The sequence below is a fragment of the Pseudomonadota bacterium genome (assembly GCA_018817425.1).
Classification (GTDB): Bacteria; Desulfobacterota; Desulfobacteria; order Desulfobacterales; family RPRI01; genus RPRI01.
This window is the reverse complement of sequence record JAHITX010000057.1, coordinates 1-15591: the sequence shown is the minus strand read 5'-3', so window position 1 is coordinate 15591 and position 15591 is coordinate 1. Positions and strand designations below refer to the sequence as shown.

The 15591-nt window shown below is 40.6% G+C and carries 14 protein-coding genes and 1 CRISPR repeat array; of the genes, 12 read left to right on the top strand and 2 right to left on the bottom strand.

Annotated elements, in window-relative coordinates; genetic code table 11:
• Positions 1-70 precede the first annotated feature (70 nt).
• Complete coding sequence (locus KKC46_10025) at positions 71-895, bottom strand: flagellar motor protein MotB (protein ID MBU1054153.1); 825 nt, start codon at positions 893-895, stop codon at positions 71-73.
• Between the two features lie 307 nt (positions 896-1202).
• Between KKC46_10025 and KKC46_10020 the strand changes: the two genes are divergently transcribed.
• The gene (locus tag KKC46_10020; protein ID MBU1054152.1) at positions 1203-1547 is read left to right on the top strand and encodes a hypothetical protein; all 345 of its coding nucleotides are present in this window, start codon (positions 1203-1205) and stop codon (positions 1545-1547) included.
• Positions 1548-1727: 180 nt separating this feature from the next.
• Positions 1728-2015 carry a hypothetical protein gene (locus KKC46_10015; protein MBU1054151.1) on the top strand — a complete coding sequence of 96 codons (288 nt, stop codon included), beginning with the start codon at positions 1728-1730 and terminating at the stop codon, positions 2013-2015.
• An 80-nt stretch (positions 2016-2095) separates the two neighbouring features.
• On the opposite strand, the gene KKC46_10010 is transcribed toward KKC46_10015, so the two are convergent.
• Positions 2096-3127: an AI-2E family transporter gene (locus KKC46_10010; GenBank protein ID MBU1054150.1), complete on the bottom strand. Its 1032-nt coding sequence runs from the start codon at positions 3125-3127 to the stop codon at positions 2096-2098.
• A gap of 404 nt (positions 3128-3531) precedes the next feature.
• Here KKC46_10010 and KKC46_10005 point away from each other — a divergent pair, with 404 nt between their 5' ends.
• From KKC46_10005 to cas2, 10 genes are all read left to right on the top strand, one after another.
• Positions 3532-5055, top strand: coding sequence for a glycosyltransferase family 2 protein (locus tag KKC46_10005; GenBank protein ID MBU1054149.1), 1524 nt, complete (start codon positions 3532-3534; stop codon positions 5053-5055).
• Between the two features lie 654 nt (positions 5056-5709).
• The gene (locus KKC46_10000) at positions 5710-6228 is read left to right on the top strand and encodes a 3'-5' exoribonuclease (protein ID MBU1054148.1); all 519 of its coding nucleotides are present in this window, start codon (positions 5710-5712) and stop codon (positions 6226-6228) included.
• A 49-nt stretch (positions 6229-6277) separates the two neighbouring features.
• Positions 6278-8440: a CRISPR-associated helicase Cas3' gene (cas3, locus tag KKC46_09995; GenBank protein ID MBU1054147.1), complete on the top strand. Its 2163-nt coding sequence runs from the start codon at positions 6278-6280 to the stop codon at positions 8438-8440.
• Between the two features lie 13 nt (positions 8441-8453).
• Positions 8454-9188 (top strand): type I-C CRISPR-associated protein Cas5c, encoded by a 735-nt coding sequence (gene cas5c, locus KKC46_09990; protein ID MBU1054146.1) that lies wholly within the window; start codon positions 8454-8456, stop codon positions 9186-9188.
• On the top strand, positions 9185-10954 hold the full coding sequence (gene cas8c, locus KKC46_09985; protein ID MBU1054145.1) for a type I-C CRISPR-associated protein Cas8c/Csd1: 1770 nt from the start codon (positions 9185-9187) through the stop codon (positions 10952-10954). Before cas5c ends, cas8c begins: the two co-directional genes overlap by 4 nt.
• A 19-nt stretch (positions 10955-10973) precedes the next feature.
• Positions 10974-11825, top strand: coding sequence for a type I-C CRISPR-associated protein Cas7/Csd2 (gene cas7c / locus KKC46_09980; protein ID MBU1054144.1), 852 nt, complete (start codon positions 10974-10976; stop codon positions 11823-11825).
• Positions 11826-11835: 10 nt separating this feature from the next.
• Positions 11836-12402, top strand: a complete 567-nt coding sequence (locus KKC46_09975; GenBank protein MBU1054143.1) for a four helix bundle suffix domain-containing protein — start codon at positions 11836-11838, stop codon at positions 12400-12402.
• Positions 12403-12409: 7 nt separating this feature from the next.
• Positions 12410-13060: a CRISPR-associated protein Cas4 gene (gene cas4 / locus KKC46_09970; GenBank protein ID MBU1054142.1), complete on the top strand. Its 651-nt coding sequence runs from the start codon at positions 12410-12412 to the stop codon at positions 13058-13060.
• Positions 13057-14088: a type I-C CRISPR-associated endonuclease Cas1c gene (cas1c, locus tag KKC46_09965; GenBank protein ID MBU1054141.1), complete on the top strand. Its 1032-nt coding sequence runs from the start codon at positions 13057-13059 to the stop codon at positions 14086-14088. Before cas4 ends, cas1c begins: the two co-directional genes overlap by 4 nt.
• 14 nt (positions 14089-14102) lie before the next feature.
• Positions 14103-14393 carry a CRISPR-associated endonuclease Cas2 gene (cas2, locus tag KKC46_09960; protein MBU1054140.1) on the top strand — a complete coding sequence of 97 codons (291 nt, stop codon included), beginning with the start codon at positions 14103-14105 and terminating at the stop codon, positions 14391-14393.
• 183 nt (positions 14394-14576) lie between these two features.
• Positions 14577-15591: a CRISPR direct-repeat array (repeat unit 28 nt; unit sequence GTCGCGCCCCATGCGGGCGCGTGGATTG).

The following is a 15591-nucleotide window of genomic DNA, read 5'->3' as shown; positions in this document are numbered from 1 at the left end:
TGTGGTTCAATTAAAGGATTTAAATAACACAATATCTTCCTGCTATCCGGGGGCGGCGACTGTTAAATCCTCAGATAGGGAGCTTATTTTCTGCCTTTGGTCTGCTCTTTGTCAGGACAAGCTCAACCCGTCGATTGGTTGCCCTGTTTTCGGCTGTATCGTTAGGTACCACCGGCTGCAGATTAGCATAGCCGCTCACATAAAACCGCTCTTCTGAAAGATTCATCTGTTCGATTAAAAACCGGGTAACGATACATGCCCGGCCTGCAGAAAGTTCCCAATTGGTGGCAAAATTTTCCGAATGAATGGGAACATTATCGGTATGTCCCACCACATTCACATGGTAGTCGGTAATGCGAATAGCATTTGCCACCTGCCTGAGCGTGTTTAAGGACGAAGGCTTTAAATCGGCACTTCCGGTATCAAACAAAAGATCCCCGGGGAAAATGATCCTGACCGCCTTATCCTCCTGAAGCTCAATCTTTCCGATATCAGTAATATGCTGAAGCTGTATGGTATCCTCAGCCTTTTCCAACTTGTTTAAAGACGAAGAGTTTAGCGATTCAATTGACATCCGGACTTCGGATGAGTTTCCTGTTTCCGTTGAAGTCGCCGGTACTATATTCGCTTCAACCTGGTTTATAAAAGAAAAATTATGGTTTGCTGATTTGTAAACATACATAACGGCAAACAGAATAAACATGGTCATCATCAGATCTGACCATGCAATAGGCCAAATCCTCCGCTGAGGCTTATGTGTGCTGTTATATAGCCGCATTTCTTCTTCCGAAGGTAAGCCTGCATAATAGTCTTCCAGCGTATACGACGATTTCAAAGGCTTGAAATAAGCTTTGTGTGTCTTTGCCGGGTTTGGTTTTTTATATTCTTCATCCATATGTTTTCTAAAATAGTAGGGCTAAAAAACAGTTATTTTCTATTGCCCGTTTTAAAAGCATTTTTCATGCCAAGTTATTATCGCTAAGAGATAAAACCGGATTCCTATTGTAATTATCGCAGTATATTTTAACGAAAGGCGGCTAAAAAAGTAGACTTTATGTTATTTGCTGCTGTATACTTTATATACTTGCACCAAAAATATAATGGGGATTGGTCTTACGAATCAATTAACCTGACGCTAAGGAACTGGAAATGAATCCATTAACGGTGACAGAGTAGATTATTTGTTATCCCAGGGAGATAATATGGAACAACAATTGGAATTAACGGATTATATTCACACCGATTTGAATGAGGAAAATAATGTTATTGCAGGACACTATGTCCTGACGGAAGAAACCCGCCTCCCTTACCACGATAGTGAATTCTTCTACTTTTTGGGGGAAGGCGTACTGGATAACTCTTGCTGCGGCTTTGGAAATTTGTCTTATGCCATTGTGCCCGGTTTTATAATTGATTGGAAATATAGAAAGACTTCAGACGGTTTCCCTGTTACAAGAGTTGAGCCTATCAGAGACAAGGCTCTGCAAAACGAAATCATATCCTTGATTGAACAAATAGATACGGTCTGCCAGGTATCCTTTCTATAAATAGCCGGTTTCAAAACGCCCCATTTTGGTCGATCTCTGTGTTGGGCTCAAATTTCAACCCTCGAAATACTCAATGTATTCCTGTGGTTGAAATTTTCTCCCGCCTTGAGCTTGACTAAACTGAAACGTTTTGCAATTGTCTCATATGTTCAATAAAAAATGATGATGAAAGGCGGAAAGATGGTTCAAAAAACAGACAATCTCCCAATGTGGGTATATCTCGCGTTTTCAGTTATTGAAACCAGAAAAGGGGCTTTGTGGCTAATAGGTTCCAGTGTAGTTTTTTCTGTTTATTGCGTGCCTTGGGGTCGTATATTTACTAATCAGGATTGGATTATGAAAATATTTCTAATTAATGACTGGAGTTGGTTTGCCATGATGATACCTGTCATATTGTGGTATTGGATAAGCTTAAGGTGGATGGATAGAAATTCTAAATGGACTGATAGCGCGCATCAAAAAGACTAGTCACATACAAAGTGCTTTCCCTGAAAAATACCAACTGTTAGGCCAATATTACATTGAATATCTATGGTAACAGATTTTTTTTATTGATTAGCCCTGATAGCTGAATATATTTCAAACAAAGCAAAGAACAGGCTCATGATTAAAGGCCCGAGAAGAAATCCTATCGGTCCGAAAAAAACGATACCTCCGAGAACAGACAGAAGAATGATCATCGGATGCACCTGCATTCTTTGCCCTACAAGCTTCGGGCCTAAAAAATTATCGATCAGGCCTACAGCTCCTACTCCCCAGACAAGAAGGCCGAATCCTGGTAAAGTTTTGCCGGTTAGGAAAAGAAACAAGATAGCAGGAATTAAGACAAGCGATGTCCCAACACCGGGGATAAGAGCAGACACTGTAGTAAGACTTCCCCAAAACATTGCATTAGGAACTCCAAAAAATGTAAAGCCAGCAGTGGCAAGAGCACCTTGAATAATTGCTATAACAAGATTTCCCTTAATAACGGAATTTATGGCCTCTCCCAGTTTATTTGAAATTAATTCATTTTCATCAAACGGTAAGGGACTTAAATCAAAAAAAGATTTTTTTAGTTTTTGGCCATCTTTAAAAAGGTAGTAAAGTGAAGTGAAGAATATAAAAGAATTTATCATTAATTTTGCAGCATTCGAGAAAATCCCACCTATTTGCTTAAGCAGTAATCCAAGACCTTCTTTCAGATACATATCAATATCAAGCTTAAAATCTTTTACGGCAGGCAGGAATCTGCCTATATTTTCAATCACCTTATTCATTACATCATGAGCACTTTCCTTTGCACCACCTTCAGCAAGAGAAAAATATAGTTGCTGAGCTTCATTAAGTATCTGAATTCCAAATAATATAATTGGGACAAGCAAAATACTTATAACAAGTACCGTGGTAATAAGCGCTGAAAGCCCGCTTCGTTGTTTTGTAAGACCAAGAAAATATTTATAAACAGGCTGAAAAACAACGGCAAAAACAACTGAAAAAATAAGAGTGTAGATAAAAGGTCGGAAAATAAAAAAAATAAGAGTTAAAGATCCTGCAAGCAGGGCGGCAAGAAAATAAAAATGAGGTTTCCAACTATCCATAATTAAGGTTTCCTGAATAATTCACAGTTTGCTATCGTTATGTAAAAGCAGTTGATTTTCAGAATCCGCACAATATTTTCCATTTATTTTTCTTTGGTAAGATAGCATTGTTTTGAAAGTGGCTCAATATATTAAATGCGTTTTAGAAAACTTTAAGTATCTTTACCGGCACTGTTTGAAAAGAAAATTCATAGAACTTTTTTTAATATATTATTCTTGTTGACATTAAACAATGGCGGGCGTAGAAATGCTTGCTCTGAAATTATTGAGAGTTAACTATCTACTAATATTTCTAATATTTTATAGGATTTATAATAAAGAATTGCAAAAGCCTGTGTTTATCGATTTATTAAATTTATTTCGATTTTATGCAGGCTTTTATGCGTTAATAACAGGATAATAATATGGCAGCAAATCTTAATAATACACAGAATCCATCTGCTCTTTTGCCTTTTATATATGATTTCAGGCAGCATTTGATTGCATTCTATAAGACTTTGTCTTCAAAGAATAAACAAATTGATATTGTAATCAAAATCTTGATTTGCTTTGGTGTTGTTTCAATTGTAGTGCTTGATATATTGTTTTTGGAACGTATTTCAATGGTTAGGCAAGAGTTGAGGCAAAATCCCTATGGAAGAGCTTTTATGTTATTTGCACTGGTCTTTTTTTGGGTTAATATAATTGAGTTTTTATGGAGGCTTTATCTTGTTTTTAAATATAAGCCTGTTTCCTCAATGCCGGATGAAGAATTGCTTTCATGCAGTGTTATTGTGCCTGCCTTCAACGAAGGCAAACAGGTATATATGACACTCAAAAGTCTTACAGAAAGTGACTATCCGTTGCAAAAACTCCAAATAATTGCTGTTGATGATGGAAGCGCTGATGATACGTGGGAATGGATATCTAAAGCAAAGCAAGAATTGGGAAAAAGAATCATAGCGATAAAGTTGCCTAAAAATAAAGGAAAAAGACATGCCCTATATTCCGGATTTCAGCAAAGTAAAGGCGATATACTCGTAACTGTAGACAGTGATTCTGAAGTTACACCCGATACCCTTAGAAATCTTATAAGCCCGTTTGTTAAAGATGAAACAACAGGTGCTGTTGCCGGTAATATACGTGTTCTTAACCGAAATGAAGGTATAATTCCCAAGATGCTTGATGTGATATTTGTTTTCAGTTTTGATTTCATCCGAGCCAGTCAAAGCATGGTAAATACTGTGTTGTGTACTCCGGGCGCACTTTCGGCTTACCGCAGAAATGTAGTAATTCCGATCCTTTCCGAATGGCTTAATCAAAGATTTTTCGGGAAGCCTTCTACAATAGGTGAAGATAGGGCCATGACAAACCTTATCATCAGGGAAGGTTATAATGTATATTTTCAGCGAAACGCGGTAGCATTTACCAATGCTCCCGTAAAATATATAAATCTTTGTAAGATGCTGTTGCGCTGGGCGCGCAGCCACATTCGCGAAAGTATAGTTATGTCACGTTTTATATTTAAAAAGTTCAGGAAGCATTCAGCACTTGGTGTGCGTATAAATTTCATTTTAAATAGCATGGGAATAATTTTATCCCCGTTTTTTCTTTTTACTACAATTGCATGTTTTTGCTGGCGTACAATGGAGTTTGGAATAATCATATTGGCAGGAATAATATTAACATCAAGTGTGGCAAGTATATTATACACAAAGCGGTGCAGAAACTCGGATGGACTGTTTGCCTATTTATACGGGATTTTTGCTCTGGCAGGCCTTTCGTGGATATCTGTTTATTCACTTGCTACGCTTCATCACACCGGGTGGTTGACCCGTGGCAGCAGTGCTGAAAGCAGAAAATCAGCAGTAAAAAGCCAAAGAGTATATTTTGATTTTAATGAAGTAAATACCGGAAAAGAAATTCCCTCCAGGTTGATAATATCATAATAAGTTGCAGTCCTGGCGGCTTTATATCCTATGAAGCCGCCAGTAAATAACTTTCAATTCAAGATGATTCGTACTTTCTATTCCTGTATCTACCCCATGTTTTGAGGCTTTTAAAAACCAGAGCCAGTTTCAAAACGTCCCATTTCGGCCGATCTTAAGCGTTGGGCTCAAATTTCGCACGAAGTTACACGTAGTGAAGCATAAGCGCTATCCTCGAAATACCCAATGTATTCCTGTGGTTGAAATTTTCTCCCGCCTTGAGCTTGACCAAACTGAAACGTTTTGAAAGTGGCTCACCAGTTATTAAATTTAACAAAGCCGTAAAAAGTCCCCGAACCGTCATACCGGCGAAGAGACTGTGTCGTAATTAGAAAAAATGTCATTCCGAACGTATGTGAGGAATCGTAACATTCTGAATTTATTTAAACCAAGAATTTCTCGCTTCGCTTCGAAATGACAAAAAAAATGAATTACGACACTGTCTCGAAAGCCGGTATCCGGAGCATATTAACCCTTCAGGCAGTTATGTCAAATAAAAATCAAAGCTTTTGGTGACAAATGATAAATTTCAATGTATGCAATAAATGTCCTAAATGGTAAAAGGTAAAATGTTCTAATTGATATAACATCTCAAAACAATAAGTAGTTTTTGTTATGTTTCTTTCTTCAGATAGATATGTGGTCTTTGATGTTGAAACAACCGGCTTTAATCCACAGCATGGTGCAAGGGTTATTGAAATCGGTGCTGTTCATATTGAAAACGGCCATATAATTTCCGAGTTCAAAAGCCTTATCAATTGCGGCAAAACTATTCCAAAACAAACTCAAAAAGTACACGGCATAACAGATGAAATGCTCTTTGGGGAGCCTGCCCCCGAAGAAGTTTTTCCCGATTTTATTAAATTCATTTCAAAAAGCACACTTGTGGCCCATAACGCCGTATTTGATATCAGGTTTTTAAGGTATGAACTTTCACGTCTCGGGTTTGCCTTGAACAATGACTACCTGTGCACTTTAAATATGAGCAGAACACTCTTTCCCGAACTTCAAAACCATAAACTTCTTACAGTAGCAAAACATGTTTTGGGTGATATCCCCGAAAATCTTTGCCTGCACCGGGCGCTTGATGACGCAAGGCTTACGGCAATGATTTGGATGGAGATGGTTAAATAGTATTCCCATAGCAAAGAAGGAAGAGCATAATTAAAAGATAAGGTAACTAATGAAATATTATGCGCATTCAGAAAATAGTCTTAATGTACAACATGCATTATCAAAGCATCTTCATCAAACTGCAAAACTTGCTGAATCTTTTGCATGTAAAGAAAACTATAAGCCAATTTTCTATCTGACGGGGCTATTGCACGATCTCGGTAAATATCAGCCTGAATTTCAAAAGTACCTTGAAAATGGCGGAAGGCGTGGCAGTGTCCCGCATGCTGCATGGGGTGCAGGGTATGCGCGACTTCTTAGAATCATGGAAGCGTCTTTTGCTATTGACGGTCATCATAAGGGGTTACCGGATAACTCAGCTTGGAAGAGCGCTACTGTGCCTTTTTATCGTGGGGAAGTTCCCAGTTTTGAGGGAATCAAACAATCATTTATTGCTGATGTGAAAATTAACGAGGCAGATATCACAAAGCCTGATTTTTTGAACTTTGAAGAAAAATCACATCGTGAAATTTTTATAAGGTATCTTTTTAGTGTTTTAACCGATAGCGATTGGCTTTCCACGGAAGAACATTTTGATAAAGATACGTTTGAAATACGCGCTCAAATCACCTTGCCAATAGACGATATGATAAAAAAATTGGAAAAGGAATTCTCAGAGAAGTCAAAAGACGGCGAAATTAATCAGCTACGGAATAAGGCCCGCGACGAAGTTTTGCAGAAAGCGGATATGCCCTGCGGGTTTTATTCGTTACCCCTTCCAACCGGGATGGGTAAGACGCTAACATCCATAGCCTGGGCACTACAGCATGCGAAAAAAAATAATTTGAAACGAATAATAATAGTTCTTCCTTATATAAATATTATAGACCAGACCGCTCAAGTCCTGAAAACCATTTTTGGCGAAGAATGGGTTCTTGAACATCATTCTGTTTACAATGAAGGCGAGAATGAGGATAAAGATAATTACTTCTTGACTCAGCAACGAAAAAAACTGGCATGTGAAAATTGGGATTATCCGATTATCGTAACGACAACTGTTCAATTTTTCGAATCTTTGTTCAGCAACAGGCCATCCCAGTGCCGAAAAATACACAACATAGCAGAATCTGTGGTGATTTTCGATGAAGTCCAGACGCTTCCAAAGGAAGTGATATTACCAACGCTCAGAATGTTACAGGATGTTCAGACTATTATGAAGACATCGTTCTTATTCTGCACAGCAACCCAGCCAGCATTCGAAAAAAGACAGGGATTTGACGGTATAAGTGTAATTTACCCATTAGTTGACGACCCCGTAGAAATTTACAGAAAAACAAAGCGAGTTGAATATCACTTGTTGAACGAATTAAATCCGTTGGATTATGAAGAACTGCTTGACGCAGTAATGCGGGTGGGAGGTTCGTCATTGGTGATATTCAATACCAAAAAAGCCGTTTTAGAGTTTTATAACAGTGCGCGAAATGAAGGCAATTGGGTAGTAAAATATCATCTTTCAACAGCAATGTGTCCGTCGCATCGAAAGGATGTAATTAAAAAAATCAGGTATGACCTTAAAACAAAGAAAAATATATTGGTAGCTTCCACACAGCTTATCGAAGCAGGTGTAGATTTTGATTTTCCATCTGTTTTTCGCGCTATAGCGCCGCTTGAGTCGGTTATCCAGTCCGCTGGACGCTGTAATCGTGAAGATAAACTGCCAGATTATGGAAATGTATTTTTGTTCAAAGTCCAAGATGGCGGCATGCCGGATAAGACATATTCGGCTTGTGCCGGTTTTACCGAAGATATAGTAAAGGCAGATATTAATCAGTTATATACCCATGATATTTTTGCCCAGTATTATGCCAAGGTGATCAATCTTTTTGTAGAACCCGATAAGTACGGGATAAACAATGCCCGTAATGAATTTAAATTCAAAACTGTCAATGACAGTTACCGCATAATACAAAATGCTACAGAAGGGCTTTATATTTATAACTTCAGCGACAAAAGCAGGCAGTTGCTTCATTCCATCGAACACAAAGAATTTTTATCAAGGGATGATTACAGGGAAATGCAGGCGTATACGGTACAGGTATATAAGTATTTTATTTTTCAGAATAGCGCAATGTGTAAACCAATGCCCCAGGGATTTATGATCTGGTACGGGAATTATGATCCTGAAACAGGTATTTCAGTGGCCCCCATCGAGGCGGATAAATTAATCGTATGATCAGGAGGTACATATGCTTGATAGTCGAATTGTAAGAGTTAAAGTAACCGGCGATTTTGCATGCTTTACAAGGCCGGATTTGAAAGTTGAACGCATGACGTATCCGTGCATGACGCCGTCTGCTGCTCGAGGTATCCTGGATTCTATTTTGTGGAAACCGGAGTTTCAGTGGTATGTCAGAAGAATTTTAGTTTTAAATCCTACTAAGTTCTGCACAATTAAACGCAATGAAATTAACACCAAACAAGGAAGAAATCCGATTGTGATAGAAGAAAAACGTGCACAGCGTAACAGCGTTATCTTAAAGGATGTTGCGTACATCATTGAAGCGTCTATTTACCAAAAACAAACATCCGGCAACAACAGGCCTGAAAAGTACATTGGGTCGGAGGTAGGGAAGGAAGGTATGTTTCCCCGACGCGTTAAAAAAGGCCAGTGCTGGCGCAGGCCATATCTTGGGACACGCGAGTTTTCAGCTGAGTTCATGGAGCCGGACGGTACTGAACAGCCAATACGGGAAACCATTCCTATTGGGAGCATGCTGTTTGATATTTTTTATAACGGGAAAGGAAAACCTGAACCCTTATTCTTCCATGATGTTGCGATACGCGACGGCGTTTTGCACTGTGAAGTCCAGGAGAATGACAAGATGATGCAGTCCAGTCATTTCCAGCCGCCGATGGATAGTGAAACTTCTGCCGGGCTCTATGAGTTCAATCAGAAGGAAGACCAGGAGGCTGCCTTATGATTAAGGAATTAAGTGAGTTGGGAAAAACGCTTAGGGAACAACAGAGCAAAAAAGAGTGGGTTCATGATGCGCTTAAGGAAGAGCCGATTTCAATGGAGATAGTTATCACCGCAGATGGCGGTTTTCAAAAATTCGAGTTATTTGAAAAAAAATTAACCATTGCTGAAGCTATAATCGCAAAGAAGGGAAAAGCGAGACTGTTGCTCGACAAAGCTGAAGAAGTACTTTGCTATGGCGGTAAAGTATCGAAAAAGAAACACGAGTTGTTTTTAGGCAAAATAGAAAAGTATCGAAATTTGCAGGAGCTGGCTCCAGTTGTGGCTTTTTATAGGCAGAATAAAGCTGACGGGTTGGAAAAGGCATTAAAAGACTTTGAAACCGCTATTCCTGATGAAAAAAACAGAAAAGGTAATATCGGATTTCGGATTCAATCAGCGGGCATTCGTATTCACGAAAATCCGAATGTTTTGAAGAAAGTTATTGAAGAGTACGAAACGATCCAAAAAACACTACTGTCTCAAACACAAAAGAATTGTTCCGTTTGTGATAGGGCCGCTTATCCGGTTGTGGATATTCCGCATGGAATGATCAAAAGAGTGCCTGACGGACAATCAAGCGGCTGCGCTCTTGTTTCATATAATGAAAATGCATTCGAGTCTTATGGTTTAAAAGGAAACAGTAACTCTTCGATATGCACTAATTGTGCGAAGTCTTATGTGGAAGGGATGAATTGGCTTCTATCATCGGGGAATGAAATCCTTGTTAAAAATAAAAAAGGCAAAGAAAAAAAGGAATTCCGATATACCAACCGCAAAAATTTCGGTTCGGATACAGCTGTTGTTTTTTGGACCCGAAACAATGAGAAGTTGGATGAAATCGACTATCTCGAAGAGCCAAATCCATCTGATGTTGCAAGATTAATCGAATCTGTTACATCGGGAACCGAACATGATAGCCGGTATCTTGAGCCAGACCGATTTTATTCATGCACACTATCCGGTTCGGCGGCTAGGATAGCAGTTAGAGATTGGATTGAAACAAGTTTGTTTGATTTTCAAAAATCAATAGCAAAGTGGTTCCAAGATATTTCAATTTCAGAATATGATTCGGATTTGAAGAGTACCAAAACACACTACCCCAGACTGTATGATCTGGCAAGGAGCTGTCAGAGAAAAAACAGCGACGGAAGTTTTGACAAAGACGATAAATCATTGCCAAGAGTAGCCGCTTATTTATGGAATGCGGCGTTAAAAAAGACTTCTCCGCCATTATGGATGTTAGCAAAAACGATCCAGAGAGCGCGCTTGGATAAATACGGTGTTACTGCCGATAGAGCAGCTTTAATAAAAATTATTTTAAATCGGAATAACAAAGGAGGTGATTTTGTGATTAAGGAAAATATTCAAGAGGGCGACAGGCCGGTGGCCTATGTTTGCGGTCAGATTTTTGCAAAACTGGAGAGCATTCAGTATGCGGCGTTAGGGGATAGGAATGCCGGAATACGTGTGCGGTATTTTACATATGCTATGACTTTGCCTTCTGCTGCATTTGGGCGGCTTTTTGATCTAAATTCGAAGCATTATACAAAACTGAAAAACGAGAAGCCCGGACTTGCTATCAATATGGACAAAGAACTTCAGGAATTGGTGAAGGACGTGGATATTAACAAATTACCTGCAACTTTTTTATTAGAAGAAAAAGGGCAATTTGCTATCGGATATTATCATCAGAAACAGGCGCAATTCAGCGGAGCAAACTCGAAATAAAATAAAGCGGAGGTATAACATGAGCGAGGCAATAAAGAATCGGTATGATTTTGTATTTTTGTTTGATGTGAAAGATGGCAATCCTAACGGAGATCCAGATCAAGTAAACTTACCCAGAGCTGATGCAGAAGACCAGCATGGATTGATAACGGATGTATGCATTAAAAGAAAAGTAAGAAATTATGTCATGCTTGCAAAAGAGCTTAAACCACCCTTCGATATATTTATCAGGCAGGAGCAAATTCTGAATAATATTATTGATACGGCTGTTGGCGAAAAGATTCAGGAACGTCAAGCAAATTTATGCCAAACATATTTTGATATCAGAACATTTGGTGCTGTCTTATCAACTGGTGATAAAGGTGCGGGAACCGTTCGAGGTCCTGTTCAGTTTACTTTTGCAAGATCAGAAGATCGTATATATCAGGCGGAACATTCAATAACACGTTGTGCTGTGACAAAGGAAGAAGATGCAAAAAAGCAAGAGAAAAGAGAACATGCATCTACATTTGGAAGGAAATCAACTGTCCCATATGCCATGTATCGCATGCATGGTTTTGTTTCTGTTTTTGATGCCAGAAAAACAAAATTTTCTGAAGAAGACCTCAAATTATTATGGAAAGCATTAATAAATGCTTTTGAACATGACAGGGCGGCTGCGAGAGGGGAAATGAACCCAAGAAAGCTGGTTATATTCAAACATGCAAGTCATTTAGGCAATGAGTTGTCGGGAAGATTATTTGATCGTGTAAAAATAAATAAAAATTCAGAACTTCCAAGAAGTAAAAATGATTATCGAATTACTGTTGACAGGAATAACCTCCCATCCGGTGTCGAAGTTAAAGAATGGCCGGAAGAAAATATATTTTGAGGTATTAAACATGACAAACTCACAAGACCCACCCAAACTCATCCCGCCCCATGGCGGCTATCAGAACCTGCAATCTTATCAGATGGCTGAGATTGTCCATGATGCCACGGTGGTATTTTGTAACCGATTTATCAGCATTCGTTCGCGCACCCATGACCAGATGGTTCAGGCGGCTCGAAGCGGCAAGCAGAATATTGCGGAAGGGAGCATGGCTTCGGGTACTTCTAAGAAGTTTGAGCTAAAGCTTATTGGCGTGGCGCGGGCAAGCCTTGAAGAATTACTGTTGGATTTTCAGGATTATCTGCGTCAGCACAATTTGTCGCTTTGGGGGAAAGATAATCCTAAAGCAAAGGAAGTCAGAAATTTGTGCTATCGGAAAAATAGGTCTTATATGACTTATAAGACTTATATTGAGGCATCGCCTCCCGAAATCGCGGCAAACACTTTAATCTGCGTGATCCATCAGACAAACTACCTGCTTGACCAGCAGCTTCGGGTTTTGGAAAAAGATTTTTTGAATGAAGGCGGTTTTACGGAAAGGCTATATCGGTTGAGATCACAGAGAAGAAAAAAATAAGGCTTATATGACCAATACGACCTATAAAAATCAAGAAGATGATCTTATTATGCTTTCTGCTCTTCAGCATATGGTTTTTTGCCCAAGGCAGTGCGCACTCATTCACATCGAGCAGATCTGGGCCGAAAATCGGCAAACTGCCGAAGGAAAAATCATGCACGATAAGGTTCATGATGAGCATAGCGAATCGAGAGGAAATATTCGTATTGAATATGGAGTGCCGCTTCGCTCCCTCCGGCTGGGTTTGATCGGCAAAGCAGATGTAGTGGAATTTCACCGCCTGCCGGAAGACAAATGGCAGCCTTTTCCGGTGGAGTATAAGCGGGGCAAACCTAAGGCTGATGATTGCGACAAAGTACAGCTTTGTGCTCAGGCTATGTGTCTGGAAGAAATGACAAGTACCACTATCACGAAAGGGTCGCTTTTTTATGGGAAAACCCGAAGGCGACTTGAAGTTGTTTTCGATAATAGACTGCGGCAAAAGACCGAAGAAGCAGCCCAGAATGTTCGGGAGATTATAGAATCCGGTAAAACTCCTCCTCCGGTTTATACAAAGAAATGCGAAAGCTGTTCGTTGGTTGGGGAATGCATGCCGAAAACGATGGGAAAAAAGCGTTCAGTAAAGAGCTATCTATCAAGAATTTTGGGTGAGCTATGAAGAAACATTTGAACACATTATTTGTAACATCACAAGGGGCCTACCTTGCTAAAGAAGGTGAGACTGTAGTGGTTAAAGTGGAAAAGGAAGTACGTCTGCGGATACCTGTCCATACAATCGGTGGAATTGTCTGTTTCGGAAATGTAGGATGCAGCCCTTTTCTTATGGGCTTTTGTGCTGAAAATGGCGTGGGCGTAAGTTTTTTATCCGAATATGGCCGTTTTTTGGCTCGTATTCAGGGGCCGGTTTCCGGCAATGTATTACTACGGCGGGAGCAATACAGAAAAGCGGATGATCCTGCTTTTTCAGCGGAAATGGCAAAGGCCGTACTTATCGGCAAAATAGCCAATTGCCGAACCGTGCTGAAACGTGCGCTACGGGATCATACGGAAAAAATAGATTCCGATAAGATTGCCGATACAGTGAAGCGCCTGAGCTATAATCTTGAATTGCTGAACAGAGATCAACCTCTTGATGTTTTGCGCGGTCTTGAGGGAGATGCAGCACATATTTACTTTGGCGTGTTCGATCACTTAATAGTTTCTCAGAAAGAAGCCTTTTATTTTCATGAGCGAAACCGCCGCCCGCCTCTTGATAATGTAAATTGTCTGCTGTCTTTTATCTATACGCTTCTTGCACATGATATCCGGTCGGCTCTTGAAGCAGTCGGTTTAGATCCGGCCGTGGGCTTTTTACACCGTGACCGGCCCGGAAGGCCAAGTCTTGCTCTTGATCTTATGGAAGAATTTAGGCCGGTTATTGCCGACAGGCTGGCTCTATCGCTTATTAATCTTCGTCAGGTACAGGATAAAGGATTTAAGAAAACCGATTCAGGAGCGGTTTTAATGAATGACGATACACGAAAAACTCTCCTTGTAGCTTATCAGGAGAGAAAACAGGAAGAGATATATCATCCTTTTATCGACGAAAAAGTAACTATCGGATTGCTGTTTCATATTCAGGCGTTGCTGCTTGCCCGTTATCTGCGCGGCGATCTGGATGGCTATCCGCCCTTTATCTGGAAATAAGGAGAAATATAAATATGTTTGTGCTGGTCAGTTATGATGTCGCAAACCAGGATGGTGCAGGAGCAAAGCGTTTGCGCAGAGTTGCAAAAGCATGTCAGGATTATGGCCAAAGAGTTCAATACTCTGTTTTTGAGTGCTTAGTTGATCCGGCAAAGTGGGCTGTTTTGCGTCAGCGTTTGATTGACGCAATTGATCCTGATGAAGACAGCCTGAGATTTTATTTTTTGGGCTCAAACTGGAGGCGGCGTGTAGAACATATCGGGGCAAAAAAATCAATTGATCAGGAGGGTCCGCTAATTGTATGAGAATGTTTGCGAACCTCAAGCTGTCATATTTTTACAGTGGAGTTCGCACTGGTTATAACTCGATGATATGCTTAGGCATTTTCAAAATTTTATTTTTGGGTGTAGTAATATATCCGGAAATAACATAAGCATCGCAGAATATAGCAATTATATTCTGAATATATAGTAAGTTAGATTTAGACAGTCGCGCCCCATGCGGGCGCGTGGATTGAAACAATGTTAGTTACAATCGTAAAGCCTTCTTTAAGAGTCGCGCCCCATGCGGGCGCGTGGATTGAAACCAGTAATCAAACGTATAGACATTATCTTGTTATCGTCGCGCCCCATGCGGGCGCGTGGATTGAAACCACCAGAATTTTGTATATGATCCAGACAATAATTGTCGCGCCCCATGCGGGCGCGTGGATTGAAACAAAGATCCGTGATTTAATCCATACGGATAAAAGTCGCGCCCCATGCGGGCGCGTGGATTGAAACATATCTGTACGATCCGTTAGGCCAATATTCATCTGTCGCGCCCCATGCGGGCGCGTGGATTGAAACCGCTTAAAAAGAAGGGTACGGATTATTGGGGGCTGTCGCGCCCCATGCGGGCGCGTGGATTGAAACCTGAGTGCTGTCTGATTGAAGCAAGGCACGTTTGGTCGCGCCCCATGCGGGCGCGTGGATTGAAACATATGTCTATCCTGATGAACTTACCGGGCGTGAGGTCGCGCCCCATGCGGGCGCGTGGATTGAAACGGATAAAGGATATACAGCTGATACACCGGCTAAAGTCGCGCCCCATGCGGGCGCGTGGATTGAAACCAACGAGTAACTCCGTTTACCCAATACTCCGTAAGTCGCGCCCCATGCGGGCGCGTGGATTGAAACAGACCGCCTGAGCTTGCTTTTTTTTTGAACTATGGTCGCGCCCCATGCGGGCGCGTGGATTGAAACGATTCAAAACTTTACTACTCAAATCAGATTTTTGTCGCGCCCCATGCGGGCGCGTGGATTGAAACAACAATAAAAGTGACAAATTCGACTTCCATTTAAGTCGCGCCCCATGCGGGCGCGTGGATTGAAACCAGCCGTATGAGGCACTGAATGGAGCATTATATAGTCGCGCCCCATGCGGGCGCGTGGATTGAAACTCAAATAGCTGAAATTGATCAAGATACGCCGTGGGTCGCGCCCCATGCGGGCGCGTGGATTG